Source organism: Bacteroides sp., assembly GCA_036351255.1.
Lineage (GTDB): Bacteria > Bacteroidota > Bacteroidia > Bacteroidales > UBA7960 > UBA7960.
Genome location: JAZBOS010000035.1, coordinates 21,620 through 36,976 on the forward strand (window position 1 = coordinate 21,620; position 15,357 = coordinate 36,976).

Below are 15,357 nucleotides of genomic sequence, written 5' to 3' on the forward strand. Positions count from 1 at the left end.
TGGTTGGTAAAACGATCTCTATTTTTTGTTTTCAGCTGTATAGCTGATATGCTTCATCCGAAATGAACAGGCCTCAATGTTTTGCTAAGTTCTTATGCACTTAATGTGCGGTCCATTTGAAATTTCAGATGTCTTCTTTAATCTTTTCAGGTCATCAAAACATCATGGCACAATGTTTTCATGGAGAATAGAAACCATCTTTTTTAAACGCTAAAGACAAAAAAATGAACAAGAAAAAGAAATCGGATAAAGAATTGCTAGACGAATATAATAAGAAGCGTGATTTTAACAAGACGCCGGAACCCCAAAAGGGAAAAGAGAAAGCATCAAAAAAGCCAAGGTTTGTTATTCATAAGCATGATGCAAGTCAGTTGCATTATGACTTTCGCCTTGAAATAAACGGGGTTTTGAAATCATGGGTTATCCCCAAGGGGCCTTCCACTGACCCTTCGGAAAAAAGATTGGCGCTGCTTACCGAAGACCACCCCCTTGAGTATGCCAGCTTTGAAGGCACCATCCCCGAAGGTGAGTATGGTGCCGGCAAGGTGATCGTTTGGGATGGTGGCACCTACCGCAACCTTCGCAAGACAAAGGAAGAAAGCATGCCAATGCAGGAATCCTTTGAGGATGGCAAAGTGGAAGTCTGGCTTGAAGGTAAGAAGCTGAAAGGCGGGTATGTGTTGATCAATACTTTCAACAAACAGGACACCGACAAATGGTTGTTAACGAAAATGAAGGATGATGAGGCGGATGCCAGGCGTAAACCTTTGAAAACCCAACCCAAATCCATATTGTCGAAAAAAACGATCGAGGACCTGTAATGTTTCTCCAGCAGAAAGGAAGGACCTCGAATTATTGGAGTTTCTTTCGCAAGAACTGGGCATTAATTGCCACCGCTACTGTACTTAAACTCATCAGGATGGCGCCAACAGCTGGATTGATCATAATGCCAGCCCAGAAAAGGACACCTGCACCCAAAGGTATGGCCACCACATTGTAGCCAGTGGCGTAAATAAGGTTTTGAATCATCTTCTTATGGGTTGCTTTTCCGAAACGGATCAATTTAACCACATCAGCCGGATCACTTTCCACCAAAATTATATCAGCCGTTTCAGCAGCAACATCAGTGCCTGATCCAATAGCTATGCCAACATCGGCTTGGGCTAAGGCAGGTGCATCGTTTACTCCGTCTCCAACCATGGCCACATAATGTCCTTCCTTCTGCAATTCTTTTATTTTGTCTTGCTTCTTATCCGGCATAACATCAGCAAAGTATCCCTTAAGTTGAAGTTCACTGGCAATACTTTTTGTCACAATTTCATTGTCCCCGGTGAGAATATAACAGTCGATATCCATTTTCTTCAACTTTTCAATGGTCTCTTTGGCGGTTTCGCGAAGTTTATCGCTCAGTGCAATGAATCCTGCAGCCTGGTCATCAATCACAACATAAACCAATGTTTCGGTTTCCTGAGGCTCTTCCTTTTGGTCCACTTTAATGTTATTTTTGTCAAGGTAGGCAGGGCTAACCACTTTAATGTCCTTTCCATTCACTTTCCCCCTGATTCCTTCACCGGTGAGGTTCTCCACCTTCTCTGGGTCCGGGATGTCCAGCTTCTCCTCTTCTGCTTTCTTGACAATCCCTTCAGCTATCGGATGTTCTGATTCTTTTTCCAGGGAAGCAGCCAGGGTAAGGATTTCCTCCTTGTCATAACCGCCAGTATCCAGTGCTTCGAAGCGTGACACACCATATTTGCCGTAGGTAAGGGTTCCGGTTTTATCAAACACCACCGCGCTGATTTTGCGAGCATTCTCAAAACTGGTGCGATTACGAATCAGCAATCCATGGTTGGCGGATACAGAAGTGGAAATGGCAACAACCAGGGGGATGGCTAGACCCAGGGCATGCGGACAAGCAATAACCATTACAGTTACCATTCGGGTTAGGGCAAAATTGAAATCTTTTCCTGCAATCAGCCACGCTGCCAGGGTTGTAAAGCCGACAGTAATGGCCACAATGGTAAGCCAGAATGCGGCTTTGTCGCCCAAATGCTGTGTTTTCGATTTCTCTTTACCAGCTTTTCTCACCATGTCAACCACTTTCGACAGGTAAGAATCAGTGCCTGCATTTTTTACTTCGATCTTCAGGGAACCCCTCTCGTTTACCGAACCGCCTACCACTTCATCACCTTCCTTTTTTTCAACAGGTTTTGATTCGCCTGTGATTACTGATTCATCAATGGATGAGCTTCCTTCGAAAATGATCCCGTCGGCTGGGATCTTTTCTCCCGGTTTTATTAGCAGTTTATCGCCTTCCTCGATCTCACCGGTTTTAATCTCCTCTGTACCTGAGTCTGTTATACGGTGTGCTTTATCAGGCATGAGTTCCATTAATTTATCGAGTGCGCCCGAGGCCCTCATCACCGACTTCATTTCCAGCCAGTGTCCGGCAAGCATAACCACTATCAGGGTAGCCAGCTCCCAGAAAAAGGGCTGACCCGAAAGGCCAAAAACCGTCGCTGTGCTGTAAAGATAGGCTACGGTTATGGCCAGGGAGATGAGGGTCATCATGCCTGGCTGCTTTTCTTTTAGTTCATTCACAAGGCCTTTCAGGAAAGGCCATCCACCATAAAAGAAGAGCACGGAGGCAAACCCGAAAACGATATAACTTCGGCCAGTGAAGTCCAGTTCATAACCCAACCAGTCCTGGACCATGCTGCTTAGCAAAATAACGGGAACGGTAAACAAAAGCGATACCCAGAATCGGGTTTTGAAGTCTTCTGCCATTTTTTTATGATGGTTGCTGTGGCTGTGGCCGTGCCCCTGATGGTCATTGTGGTCGCTTTCTGAATCGCCCGGACCCTTTTTATGGTCGTGTTCTTTATTGTGGTTGAAGTGAGCATTCTTATCTTGTTCTTTGTCCGGAACGGATTTTTTATGATTGTGATGATGTTTTTCCATTTGTTGTTGGTTTAATAATTTGGAAAGTCTTTTAAAGATTCGGTTATTTGACCAGTCTTTTACTCTTTTCCCCTACAAACTTTTTGAATGAAATCCTGACAACACCATACGGCAACTAAAATCGCAGTACTCGGGACAGGCAATGGAAGACAGTCCAACCAGGCAGCTCTTCCTTACTTCAATGAGCCAAATGATCCTCGATTCTCTTTGTCGAAGATAATAGTCAATGCAGTCTCAATCAATATGAATTTTCCTTTACGATCTTAGGTGTAAAAAACGTGCCAAGAATCATACAAGGTTCATTAAACTTGGGAAAGCTTGAAAAACATTAATAAAATAAGCAATTAAGGCTTCTTGCTTATTTGCTTTTGGGGTTGAATCTTGGTGGTTTCGGGTAAAGAGTTCCACAATGATGATATAATATTCTAGCTTGCCAGTGATTTAAGGTGGAAAAAAGGTATGGAATTTGTCCCATTATTTCTTAAATTTCAAAGTTGTCTTATACCCAATAAGTTGAAATCTTTTTTTATAACCATTGATAACATTCAAATATAATGCTGGGTAGCCTAACCATCATTTGAAATAAACTGAACCGCTATGTCGAAGGAAAAACATAAAGAAGTGAGGGAGTATTACAACGAGCATGTCAAAGAGGAGGATCAGAGGTTGGATGAACATCCTTTTGAAATTCCAGTAACCATGCACTTTGTAAACAAATACCTTAAACCCGGTGATCATCTTTTTGATGCCGCTTGCGGCACAGGACGCATTGCACGCCTGCTTCTGGATGAAGGATATCTGGTAGGGTTGAACGATCTGTCGGACAATAACATAAAGCTTGTAACAAAACGGCTGGGCAATCACAGCAACATTCTTTTCATTGAACGATCCGACGTAATGGAAAGCCAAGGCTGGAATAAGTTTAAATGGGATGGGGTTTTCCTTCTTGGACCACTCTATCACATGATAAGCCGAAAGCAGCGAATGGCTTTGCTCTCTTTGGCCAGGGAAAATGTTAAACCCGGAGGATATATTTTTTCCTCTTACATGACCAGAATCGGGGCACTGGTCTATGGGGTAAAAAACAACCCCGAGGGTATTTTGCATCCTGAAGAAGTAAAAAAACTTTGGGAAACAGGCACGGATGACCGGTTTGTGGAGGGGACCGAATGGTTTACACATTCTTACTTTTCACACCCCGAGGAAGTTGATCCCCTGATCAAAGAGGCCGGGTTGTTGCCCTTGCATCTGGCAGGAGTGGAAGGTCTTTTCGGAGAGCGGTTCGACTTGTATCATAAACTCGAGAATAAACTCAAGAGACCCTGGATGGACTTTACAATAAAGCATTGTGAGGATATCCATTTGGTAAATCAGTCAAAACACTTATTGAGTGTTGCCAAAAACCCCGGCTAATTATGCTTTCTATTGTTTTCTGATTTTCAATTCAAAAAACAAAGAACAAAATTTTGTCAGGGAGATTTTCGCTTTTCTGAAAAAGCCAGGAATGTCATTGTACGAGTATTTTTAATGACGTTCCTGGCTTTTAATTTGGTGTTCTGTTCAAATATAGGGCGTTTAATTCACCCACGCTTCAGCCTTAGAGGCCGCCTTGTGGCTTGCCAGCTCTGGTATTGTTAACCTGTCTTTAGCTATTAATAAGATATTATTTGATTATGAGAGAATTCCCCAAAGGGCTGCGCCAAAAAGGAAAAGAAGAAAAGCCCAGAAAAATAAACTAATGGTAACTATGGCCGCTTCAGGTTCGCCTGTTTCTGGAATATCTTCTGTTCCTTTGATTCTTCTGCCTGGTCTTGGGGGAGTGGCTGCAACCATCAGTAAAGCAAAAAGAAAAATCACGAACAGCACTGGTCCCCACGAAATGTTCCAATATACCGGACCTATTGGCTTGATCCATGCTTCAGCTGCAAGACCAGCCAACATCAGCACCAGGAAGAAAAACCAGAAACTGCCCCATGGCCCTGTTGATTTAAATCCGAAATGAAACAAAGCTCCAATGACCAGGGCTACTAAAATGATTAAGAAAATCTCTAGAAATAACATGGCTCAATGTTTTTGTGATTAATAATAATTGTCAACTAGATCCATGAAATAGTTATGCCATAAATAAGATATGTTTTTAACAATTGAGTTTTTTTATTGCTTTGGTTGATCAGTCAAAAGAACGGGCCAGTTATGATCAAACAGGTATATTCAATAAGTGTTGTCATTAAGTTACAGTTGTGGAATTAACTATACAGGTCCAGAGTTTCTTTATCAATAAGGGTATGCCGCTCTAAGAAAAAAGGCCGGCCCCGAATGCTTAAGTCCGGGGCAGGCCTTTATGCTGCATCAAATATCTCGGGAAATGAAGTCAGGATAATCCAAAATGTTTTAATTTTTGGAATCTTTCACTTCTAAATCCTCCAGATTATTTTCATCATTTTGAATTTTTTCCCCCTCAACAGGGGTTTTATTGGCAATCCATTTACGCGCCATTTCCCCTTCTTTTTCGGGCCTGGAACTCATAATAAATGCAGCAACAAGCCTGTTTGCATCAAACCACCAGGCGCTGAAATCACCGGTATCAATATTGCCGCGGTAATAGATTGCTTTGGCCGTTTCATTATCCCCAAAATATTCATAGGAATAGTCGAAGACATCGGAAAAGAAAAAAGGCAAAAAGGTGTAGGGCTCCTTTTTTCCTGTCATTACCCTGGCCGCATGCTTCCCTTGTTCAACGGCGTGTTCCCAGTGTTCAACGTGCCTTCTCTTATTGAACAGGGCATCAGGGAATTCCACCACATCGCCTGCAGCATATACGTCTTCAATATTGGTTTCGCAGTACTCATTGACCACAATGCCCTTGTTTATTTTCAGGGGGGTCGTTTTAAAAAGTATCACATTAGGCTCGACGCCAATGCCAGCAACCACCATATCGGTTTTAAGCTTTTCACCCGAGTCAAGTTCAACTTCTTCAACTTGCTCCTTTCCATGAAACCTTTCAACACTTTTATTAAAGAGAATTTTTACACCCCTTTTTTCGAATTCCTTTTGAAAGAAAGCAGCAATGTCATTGGAGGCAAATCTTGAAAGTAAGATTTCTTCTGGAACAATCATGGTTACATCCAGGCCCATTTGGTTAAGCGAGGCTGCGGTCTCTGTTCCAATGTAACCTCCTCCAACCACAACTACTCGATTTGCTTTTTTAGCCCTTTCACGTATCTTATCCGAATGCTTGATATTTCTGAGATAGAAAATGTTTTCCAGTCCACTGCCGTCAAGATGAAGTCGCTTTAACTTGGATCCGGTGGCAATCAGCAGTTTGTTGTAGCCAATCTTTTCCTCGTTATCGAGTAAAACTTGTTTCTTCTCGAGCTCAACATCCTTTGCGCAGGTTTCCAGCTTAACGTCAATGCCCTGATTTTCGTAAAAATCCTTTTCCTCGATCAAAACCTCATCATCTTCCGTTTTGTCCCTGAGATAATCTTTGGATAGGGGAGGACGGTTCATCGGAAGAATGGACTCAGCTGAAACAATGCATAATTCACCTTTTTCAATGTTTTGCTCTGCAAATTCTTTGGCAGCATAACCAGCGGTGGTCCCACCACCAATAATGACATATTTGTAGTTTTTCATAACTGATTTGTTTTTGTTTTTAATCTAACTTTTAGAAAGTTCAAGTATCGCTCTCTGTTGCGGGTTAAAAAATCCCTTAAAATCTGAAGATGGCATTCAGTTTTGTACTAGGGGCTGGCATATCAGCTGCATCCAGCAAGTACACTTTCCCATTATTTAAAATGGTGTGGACAGCGGCCATGTTCAGTAAGCAGGCATTTGGCCTGCTTTTTTCCTCACGCAAAAGAATCTGGTTTTTTTCCTTGTCAAACATTCCCCATAACTCTGAAAGGTTGCGGACAAATAAGGAGTCGACACGTTGGTTGATGGCTGCCGGAACGATTTCTTCTTCTTTGTAGGAAGCTTTTACATCCGATAATGCCTTCTCGAAAGCAGAAACTTTTTCATCCCTTTCGCGGTTAAAATGACCTTTAAGAATTTTTTTTGCTTTTTCATGAAGTAAGACCGGATCTTCATGCTCGGGATTCCCTGCAATAAAATCTTCTTCCAGATGGTCATACCTGTTTACTTCGCGGTAAAGTGGAACGAGGTAATCTACCGCAGCCAATATCAGCGGGATCTTTTTATCCTTCACGACTTTTAAAACCCCTTCGTCAATGGCTCTGAAATATTTTAAGATTTCGGGTTTCTCCTCTTCTTTCCCCTTCCCGTGGCCATGAAATATGGCCTGGTTGCCTTTTGCATGCCCGGTTCTGAACTGCAGGTTTTTTTCCTTGAAATCATATCCAACGACTTCTTCCAGTTTCTCTGGGAGCAAGTCCTTAACCTCCAATTTGTCTATTTGATGGGGGAAACCCTCATAAAGGCTGGCTCCATTCAGGCTTAACGACAACAGGAAAAACCTGGTGTCATCGTTAAGGTAGGGGATGAGGGGCTTTAAATAGAAATGATCGTTAATGTAGGTAAACATCTCAAAGAATACTGGTATGGTAAAATAAACGAAATGGCTCTGGCTTCTTAATATGGCCAGTCCATCCGATTGATGCTTCCAGAATCCATTGTCATTGACCAGTCCTATAATGGGTTGTAACAACTCATCAATATCCTTTCTGCTCAGGTTGTATACCTCCAGTTCTTTCCGTACCATTTTGACCTGGTTCTTCAGGTTTTTTTGATCAACCATTTCATTTACTTCCTGACCATAGCGGTGCGTTGGAATAAAAATGCTGATACAATGGGGCTCATTCACTTTGGCTAATGCCTTAAATTTTTCTATCGAAATATGATCCATTTATTGTAATATTTTAAATCCATTCTAATAAAGAAAAGAACATGCCAAAGGTTGACCAACAGATCTGCCTATGGCATGTTCTCTCCAGATATTCAGGGCTTTAGCCCGAATAATTTATTAAATAAAAATATAGGGTAGGTCCTTCATGCAGTAAATTTGCTGATCGCTGTATAAAAAAATCCACATACAGATGACCAGGGAAAAACAAGTTGTTATTTAGCTGTTACTACCCCCAAAGCAATGAAAGATCTATTGATTTGAGGGAGGGATCAACGCCCCAAAGGTCTTTAAATTAATCCACCATCACTTCAACCACCACTTCATTGAGCCGGTTGATCAGCTGGTAAGGCGGGTTGTAGCCCAGATAAATGAAATTGTCGGTATGGCTGATGCCTTCACTGTCAAGCATATACCTGAGCCTTTGCGTCATCTCAGCGATCTTACCATCGGAGGCCCAGCCGCTGAAACTGATTGCCGCCATCACCACACCTGGTTTTTCAATGAATTCAATCCCGCTACGGTTGGGTTCCGGAAGGCTCTCGAGGGTGTATTTCGAGGGCATCATAAACTCCATCTCTAATCCTTCTCCCTGGCGCATGGCAACAGGAGAGGTCATCGCAATGCTTTCGTTGCGATCATTACCCCCGAAGATATAAGAGGCCAGCGTGCGAAAGGCAGCGTTAGAGCCCGAACGATAGCCCTCGGTCGCCACCCGGGTGCGTGCAAAAATTGCAGGCTCGTATTGCCTGATTTCAAAACCCTTATATTCGCGAATCACGCTGTAAGGATACTGCTCAGTTCGTCCCGCCCCGCGGGCCGTTCTGACTTGTGATGCTATGACTACCATGGCGACTCCTATTGTTATGATGAGAAATGCTTTCATTTTTTTGTGTGATTTTAAATAATAAACACCCGGCTTGGACTTTTGTTTAATTTTTTATATCAAAAAGTTAAACAAAATCTTTTTTCCCTGTGTTGTTGTATCTTTTGGAATAAATTAAATTGAATTTTTTACCTTGCAGGATGAAATAAAGCCCACAAAGGGAATGGATGGATAAAACTTTTTGATTTGGATTGATCGAGATTGTTATGAAGACCATTGGATTGATCGGGGGTATGAGCTGGGAATCCTCCCTTGAGTATTACCGGCTGATCAACGAAAAGACCAAAGAGCTATTGGGCGGGTTTCATTCCTCTCAGTGCCTGATGTATTCGGTTGATTTTGCTGAAATTGTTGAATTGCAGCATGCAGGGCAGTGGGAAGCCCTGGACGACATAATGGTATATGCTGCAAAGAAACTCGAGGATGCCGGGGCTGATCTCCTGGTATTGTGCACCAATACAATGCACCTGTGCAGCCCTGCCATTAAGGCGCACACCTCTATCCCTTTCCTCCATATCGCAGAAGCTACTGGCGAAGCGATTGTCAGCCAGGGCATCCGCAAGGTGGCATTGCTGGGTACTAAATTTACCATGGAAAAGGATTTCTATAAGGCGACCCTCCAAGATCAGTTTGGGATTGAAACCCTTATACCCAATGAGGAAGAAAGAGATCAGGTCCACCAGGTCATTTATGGCGAACTGGTGAAGGGAAAGATCCTCGATAAATCGAGGGAGACCTTCAAGACCATCATCGGTCGTCTGCAAAGGGAAGGTGCCCGGGGCGTCATCTTGGGCTGTACCGAAATCCCCCTGCTTATCTCTAACACCGATGTGGATATCCCCGTTTTTGATACCACACGCATCCACGCTGAGAAAGCAGTGGAGATGGCAATTAGAGGTGAGAGATGAGATGTGAGAGGTGAGAGTACCATCTTTACAAAAAAGAATCCTTACTCCTCCCTTCAATTCGCGTTATTTCTGTAAGCCCTTGAAAATCTGTGTAATTTTTTTCTTATCCTCCTGTCTTGCTCGTACCTGGGTCGTACCTTCCTCCATTTCATTGAAGGTTGAAAGGACCTTGAAAGGACTTTGGTAAGGCGAGGATCATGCAATTAATTGAAAGGGAAATTGTTACTATCGTTGCCAACTTCCCTTTTTTAAGAAGCGCCGTTTGTCATTCTAAGCGGAAGCAGTGGAGCGTAAAATCCCCCTTATTTAGGATAAGAAACAAACAGTTTTTAGACAGCCTCTGGTTCAGGATCTTGCATGAAAGAAGAAAGTCAAATTCTGTTTCTATTTTGCAGTCATTCCACCATCAATTGAATGAATGGCTCCGGTAATAAAGTTGCTTTCTTCAGAAGCCAGAAACAATACGAGATTTGCTATATCCTCATTTTCGGCATAGCGACCCAGGGGGATCATCTGTTCGAACTGTGATTTGGCATTTTCGGCATCATCAGGGCTAAAGCCTTTCTCGAGGGAGCGCATCATCCGGTTATCAACAGGTGATGGATTAATTGCATTGACTCTTATATTCCTTCCAGCCAACTCCAGGGCCAGCGAACGCGCAATACCATTTAAGGCATGCTTGCTGGCTACATATGGACTCACGTTAGCTGTTCCACGCAAGCCTGCTACGGATGAGGTTATGATGATGCTGCCACCATCTGCCATCAGGGGTGTGATGAATTTCATTCCCAGCCATACTCCTCGGACATTCACAGCCATCACTTTATCAAACTCCTCAACCGGGTAATCCCCTATGGGTTTTACCTGTCCTTCAATGCCGGCATTATTAAAAAATACGTCTACTTTACCAAAGAGTTCTTTAGCTTTTTGTGCATATTTTTCAACCTCTTCAGTTTTACTCACATCTGCTGCAATGTAATATAATTTGTCACTGCCAAACTCTTCCTGGACTTTTCTTAGGTCATCTTCCATTAAATCAACAAGCAAGACTTTGGCGCCTTCACCAATAAACTTTTTTGTTGCAGCTTTACCAATGCCACCGGCACCTCCGGTAATCAATGCAATTTTGTTTTCTAATTTTCTCATAATATTTTAGTTTTTAATATTCCAATATGATAGCGTATTGAAAAAACCCTGCCAATCTTCTTTACATGCAAAAAAAGCGGCTTTGCAGCCAAACTACTCCGTAAAAAGAGCAATCATTTGTTGAAAATTAGCTACACCGGAGGATTGATTTGTAGAAATTCGTGCACATTTTATAAATGATTTGATTTAGAAATTCAAGTTGACTTCATATGGAGAGTCCAGCTTTATCAAATATTGGAAGGGATTTTTATGCTTGGGATTTTCATCAGATCCTTAAAACAATTTGAAAGCAATGTATAATTGTCCGTATGCATTTTTGCTTTCGCCCAAAAGTAAATTGGCAATATCGCTGTCGGCAAGTTTTTGAAGACCAATATTGTATCGAACCCCAGCTTGTATGTTTCCTAAGTTCAATGCCACACCAGCACCCATTCCATAATCCAGGGTTTTGAAGTTGTCTCTGCTTATTTCATCGTAACCTTCAATGCTCCCCGAATATTTTATTTCACTGTTCAGCAACAACGCCAGATAGGGCCCTGCATGAAATTCCAGTATCTCAAGGGGGCGTAAAACCAGAAGTATCGGAACCTCCAGATAGTTGAGATTAAAATTAACAGTTTGATTAATCAACCCGCCATATGTTGCTTTGGTTCCCTTGGATGAATAGAGTAATTCCGGTTGTATACCAAATGTTTCAAGATACATGATCTGGCTGAATAATCCTGCGTGAAATCCAAACCTCGCATCCTCATCATCAAGGTTGTCCCTATCAATATAAAGGTTACTCATGGTTAACCCACCTTTAATCCCGCCGCTGATTTGTTGAGTTTTTGCTGGCAGTGCGGAAGTTAACAGAATGGCTGAAAAAATAATTGTGATAGTAAATTTCTTTTTCATGATTATGGTTTTTTTTATTTTGAATAGTTCTGGATATGCAATTTGCAAGGGATGCCTTTCATTTTTAGGCAATGATGCAAATAACAGAATACAATATTTAGTTTTCAAATTCGATGCCATAGATCGTAATATCTTTTTTCCCGATCATTTTCTTGTTCATAAAGTTTTGACGATGAAGTAAATGCTTTGCTTTAAAATGCTAACAAAACACAATGGCATCGACTTCTACGATGTCTTCCGGTTTCTCAGCCAGGTATATAAGAACTTTCCTGAAACAACCAGAATGAAGGAGATGGTTATAAATGTTGTTTGTGGAATTTTATACACGATAAAATTCATTCTTTTCAAAAAAAACAATTTTCTCAATTCCTGCTTACTCCTCCTTATTGCAATTGATTGTCAGCATATTCAGGTGTTGTTACATCATTGAAAGAAATCCATGGCATGTTTTTTACACCTAAACAATAAAATATAATTTCAAAAACAGGATGGAAAAAGAAGATTATTTCGAAATCGAGAATCCCTAAGTCTCGATTCATTGGAATACCAACTCCGAATAGCAAGGCGCGTGTCCGCGATTTGTTCTTATTGCTTCAGCCTAGAGCCCAGGAGTTTGGCATCAGTTCGCCCTGCCCGGGTAATACACCCAATGAAATCAAGGTAAAGAAATCCTCAAAATCCGATATTAAGTTTTTACTACATGAATGATTTACATCCGTATGCCGCTAAAATCGATGACATATGCGCTTCACTGGAAACCGATCACCGGGAAGGCCTTTCATCCCGTGAGGCCAAAAAACGGCTGAAACAAAAAGGCCCTAACAAACTTCAAGAAAAGAAGGAACGAAGTATTTGGAAACTGCTGTTCGACCAGTTCAAAAGCGTTGTCATATACCTGTTAATAGCCGCGCTGGTCGTTTCATTGATCCTGGGGGATTTTCCTGAGGCGATGGCCATATTCGTTGTCATCATACTCAATATGGCCATTGGTTTTTATATGGAGCTGCAGGCGAGGAATTCAATGAAGGCACTCAGGCAGATGGACAAGTTGACCTGCGTGGTGTTGCGCAGTGGGGAGAAAGAAGAGATAGATGCCGAAAGGCTTGTCCCCGGTGATCTCATCCTCATTGATTCCGGTCAGTTGATCCCTGCCGATGCACGTATTATCGAACATTCGGAATTGCAGATCAACGAATCGGCGCTTACCGGCGAATCGTTTTCGGTGGATAAGCAAACCGACCCTTTGGATAAAGATACTCCGCTGGCCGACCGTACCAACATGGTTTTCAAAGGAACATCAGTCACCATGGGCAACGCCAGGGCTGTGGTGACAGGGACCGGCATGAATACCGAGATTGGCCATATTTCTGAAATGGTCAGCAGTGAAGAAAGGGAGGAGATACCGCTTAACATTAAGCTCAATAAACTTTCCAAGCGGCTCGTTTGGATCGTGCTGGGTATGGCGGCAACTTATGCGGTTCTGGGGTATTTCACAGGGAAGGAACCCTATATTATCGCACAAACGGCCATTGCCTGGGCCATAGCGGCAATTCCCGAGGGGCTGGCAATCGTGGCAACCATCGCTCTGGCCAAAGGCATGATCCGCCTGGCTCATGAGCATGTGATCGTGAAAAGACTTGCTGCTGTGGAAACCCTCGGTGAAACTACCACCATCCTTACCGATAAGACAGGTACGCTCACCGAAAGCAAACTTACCGCCGAGCACATTAACACCCCCTGCTATCAGGGTAAGGCAAAAAAGGTGATCGAAGATATGCCGGGTGATAATGAATGCCTTGAAAAACTTATCACCGTCTCAGCGCTGTGTAACAATGTAGAGATAAACGATGAAGGTGAGGTAAAGGGCGACACCCTGGAAACTTCGCTGTATCATTTCGTGGAGAAAATTGCCGAAGGGCGCTTTCATGAGATCAGGCAGAAATATGAACGGGTGGATGAAGATCCCTTCGATTCTGAGGACAAGTACATGATCACCATGCATAAAGACGATTCGGGGTATTTCTTTGCGCTCAAAGGAGCTGCTGACAGTGTACTTGACGAATGCGACCAGGTGCTTTCGGACAAGGGGGAAGAATCCCTTTCGGAAGAAGCCAAAAAGAAATGGAGTGAAACCGATGATGAGATGGCCGCCAACGGCCTGCGAACCATCGCCTTCGCCTTCAAAAAAAGCAAGGACAAAGGGGCATTCGAAGGGGGTTATACGCTTATCGGTTTTATCGGGTTCCTCGATCCGCCCCGGCTTGCCGTAAAGGACTCCATCAAAACCTGCCGCGATGCTGGCATACGTGTGGTGATGGTCACCGGCGATCACCCCGAAACTTCAAAGAACATCGCTAAACAGGTTGGCATCGCCGATGATGAAGATCCCATAGCCTTCACGGGAAAAGATATGAGAAATATGGGCAGGGAGGAAGAAAAAAAATTCTATGAGGCCAATATTTTTGCACGGGTAAGTCCGGGGCAGAAGCTCGATATTCTGAAGATATTCAAGGATGCGGGTGATATTGTGGGCATGACCGGCGATGGCGTAAACGATGCACCAGCCCTTAAAAAGGCTGACATTGGCATCGCTATGGGAAAACGCGGCACACAGGTAGCAAAGGAGGTTTCCGATATGATCCTCAAAGACGATAGCTTTTCTTCCATAGTCACTGCCATTCGTGAGGGGCGAATCATCTTCAGCAATATCCGCAAGTTTATCGAATACCAGCTTTCTTATCACCTGAGCGAGATTGTGGTGATCGCCGTGGTCAGTTTCACGGTGTTTAACCTGGCGTTGTTACCCTTGCAATTGTTGTTTCTCAACCTGCTGGTGGATGTATTCCCGGCGCTTGCTCTTGGCGTGTCAAAAGGTATGCCTGGGGTCATGCATCAACCCCCAAAAGACCCGGACGAACCCATCCTTACCAAAACCAGCTGGTGGATTATAAGCAGCTATGGCGTCATTATCGCCCTTTGGGTGACCGGGGCATATTTCGCAGGCTTGTTTTACCTGGATGTATCGAACGAAATTGCAAACAACATCGCTTTCTTCTCCTTAGCCCTCACGCAATTGTTGAATGTGTTCAACATGCGCAACAGCGAGGAGCCGGTGTTTCGCAACCAGGTTACGCGTAACAAGTGGGTTTGGTATGCCATCAGCCTGTGTGGGGTGGTGATCTTCGCTGCTTATTTTTCTCCCCGGATCAATACCCTGCTGTCGTTCCAGCCCATGGGCCTCAAGCCATGGATTCTGGTGGCAGTTACCATTGTACTGGCAAACACCAGTATTCAGTTGCTTAAGCATTGGAGGGTGCTTAAATAAGGGATGCAATAGCTTAGTTCCATCATGCAACTTCTTGAGTAATCTTCAACGGCATGCGTTTTTTGAACCAACACAAAATGAATGCTTCAAACTTGGCTTAACCCAAGATTTACCGCACCGAATTTGTAAAATCAAAGAAGTGGGTAATAATATCCACAGGCAGAAGTTGAAATTACATTAGATAGACGCTGTAAATCCAGTTATATCAACCTATAAATAAACCGCTTATCCTAAAATTTAATACTAATCACCACATCATTATAAATAAATAGTATAGTTCTTGCACCTGATTAAATAAACCAAAAAAAATGTTGGGGTTACACCTGTCAATTACAGGATAAATAGAGAAAATGCAGGTAAAACCCGACTGGAA

Annotated in this window: 11 protein-coding genes; 4 read left to right on the forward strand and 7 right to left on the reverse strand. The window is 43.0% G+C overall.

Annotation, left to right across the window (positions count from 1 at the left end):
• Positions 1–224 precede the first annotated feature (224 nt).
• On the forward strand, positions 225–821 hold the full coding sequence (locus V2I46_03185; protein ID MEE4176491.1) for a DNA polymerase ligase N-terminal domain-containing protein: 597 nt from the start codon (positions 225–227) through the stop codon (positions 819–821).
• 31 nt (positions 822–852) lie between these two features.
• On the opposite strand, the gene V2I46_03190 is transcribed toward V2I46_03185, so the two are convergent.
• On the reverse strand, positions 853–2,958 hold the full coding sequence (locus V2I46_03190; protein ID MEE4176492.1) for a copper-translocating P-type ATPase: 2,106 nt from the start codon (positions 2,956–2,958) through the stop codon (positions 853–855).
• A gap of 597 nt (positions 2,959–3,555) precedes the next feature.
• Between V2I46_03190 and V2I46_03195 the strand changes: the two genes are divergently transcribed.
• Entirely contained in the window at positions 3,556–4,371 is an 816-nt protein-coding gene (locus V2I46_03195) for a class I SAM-dependent methyltransferase (GenBank protein MEE4176493.1), read from the forward strand.
• A 258-nt stretch (positions 4,372–4,629) separates the two neighbouring features.
• On the opposite strand, the gene V2I46_03200 is transcribed toward V2I46_03195, so the two are convergent.
• From V2I46_03200 to V2I46_03215, 4 genes are all read right to left on the reverse strand, one after another.
• A complete protein-coding gene (locus tag V2I46_03200) occupies positions 4,630–5,019 on the reverse strand; it encodes a hypothetical protein (protein MEE4176494.1) in 390 nt (129 codons plus the stop codon).
• A gap of 330 nt (positions 5,020–5,349) precedes the next feature.
• The gene (locus V2I46_03205) at positions 5,350–6,594 is read right to left on the reverse strand and encodes an FAD-dependent oxidoreductase (GenBank protein MEE4176495.1); all 1,245 of its coding nucleotides are present in this window, start codon (positions 6,592–6,594) and stop codon (positions 5,350–5,352) included.
• Positions 6,595–6,670: 76 nt separating this feature from the next.
• Positions 6,671–7,825, reverse strand: a complete 1,155-nt coding sequence (locus V2I46_03210) for a hypothetical protein (protein MEE4176496.1) — start codon at positions 7,823–7,825, stop codon at positions 6,671–6,673.
• Between the two features lie 292 nt (positions 7,826–8,117).
• Positions 8,118–8,708 carry a heme-binding protein gene (locus tag V2I46_03215; protein ID MEE4176497.1) on the reverse strand — a complete coding sequence of 197 codons (591 nt, stop codon included), beginning with the start codon at positions 8,706–8,708 and terminating at the stop codon, positions 8,118–8,120.
• Positions 8,709–8,899: 191 nt separating this feature from the next.
• Here V2I46_03215 and V2I46_03220 point away from each other — a divergent pair, with 191 nt between their 5' ends.
• Positions 8,900–9,616: an aspartate/glutamate racemase family protein gene (locus V2I46_03220; protein MEE4176498.1), complete on the forward strand. Its 717-nt coding sequence runs from the start codon at positions 8,900–8,902 to the stop codon at positions 9,614–9,616.
• Positions 9,617–10,000: 384 nt separating this feature from the next.
• Here the strand turns inward: V2I46_03220 and V2I46_03225 are convergent, their stop codons facing one another.
• Positions 10,001–10,762: an SDR family oxidoreductase gene (locus tag V2I46_03225; protein ID MEE4176499.1), complete on the reverse strand. Its 762-nt coding sequence runs from the start codon at positions 10,760–10,762 to the stop codon at positions 10,001–10,003.
• A gap of 273 nt (positions 10,763–11,035) precedes the next feature.
• Positions 11,036–11,659 (reverse strand): porin family protein, encoded by a 624-nt coding sequence (locus V2I46_03230; protein MEE4176500.1) that lies wholly within the window; start codon positions 11,657–11,659, stop codon positions 11,036–11,038.
• A 700-nt stretch (positions 11,660–12,359) separates the two neighbouring features.
• On the opposite strand from V2I46_03230, the gene V2I46_03235 reads away from it, so the two are divergent.
• On the forward strand, positions 12,360–14,984 hold the full coding sequence (locus V2I46_03235; GenBank protein MEE4176501.1) for a cation-transporting P-type ATPase: 2,625 nt from the start codon (positions 12,360–12,362) through the stop codon (positions 14,982–14,984).
• The last annotated feature ends 373 nt before the right edge of the window (positions 14,985–15,357 follow it).

Excerpts from the sequence above, each read along its gene's own strand:
- V2I46_03185 (MEE4176491.1), top strand. The coding sequence starts at position 225 with ATGAACAAGAAAAAGAAATCGGATAAAGAATTGCTAGACGAATATAAT.
- V2I46_03190 (MEE4176492.1), bottom strand. The coding sequence starts at position 2,958 with ATGGAAAAACATCATCACAATCATAAAAAATCCGTTCCGGACAAAGAA.
- V2I46_03195 (MEE4176493.1), top strand. The coding sequence starts at position 3,556 with ATGTCGAAGGAAAAACATAAAGAAGTGAGGGAGTATTACAACGAGCAT.
- V2I46_03200 (MEE4176494.1), bottom strand. The coding sequence starts at position 5,019 with ATGTTATTTCTAGAGATTTTCTTAATCATTTTAGTAGCCCTGGTCATT.
- V2I46_03205 (MEE4176495.1), bottom strand. The coding sequence starts at position 6,594 with ATGAAAAACTACAAATATGTCATTATTGGTGGTGGGACCACCGCTGGT.
- V2I46_03210 (MEE4176496.1), bottom strand. The coding sequence starts at position 7,825 with ATGGATCATATTTCGATAGAAAAATTTAAGGCATTAGCCAAAGTGAAT.
- V2I46_03215 (MEE4176497.1), bottom strand. The coding sequence starts at position 8,708 with ATGAAAGCATTTCTCATCATAACAATAGGAGTCGCCATGGTAGTCATA.
- V2I46_03225 (MEE4176499.1), bottom strand. The coding sequence starts at position 10,762 with ATGAGAAAATTAGAAAACAAAATTGCATTGATTACCGGAGGTGCCGGT.
- V2I46_03230 (MEE4176500.1), bottom strand. The coding sequence starts at position 11,659 with ATGAAAAAGAAATTTACTATCACAATTATTTTTTCAGCCATTCTGTTA.
- V2I46_03235 (MEE4176501.1), top strand. The coding sequence starts at position 12,360 with ATGAATGATTTACATCCGTATGCCGCTAAAATCGATGACATATGCGCT.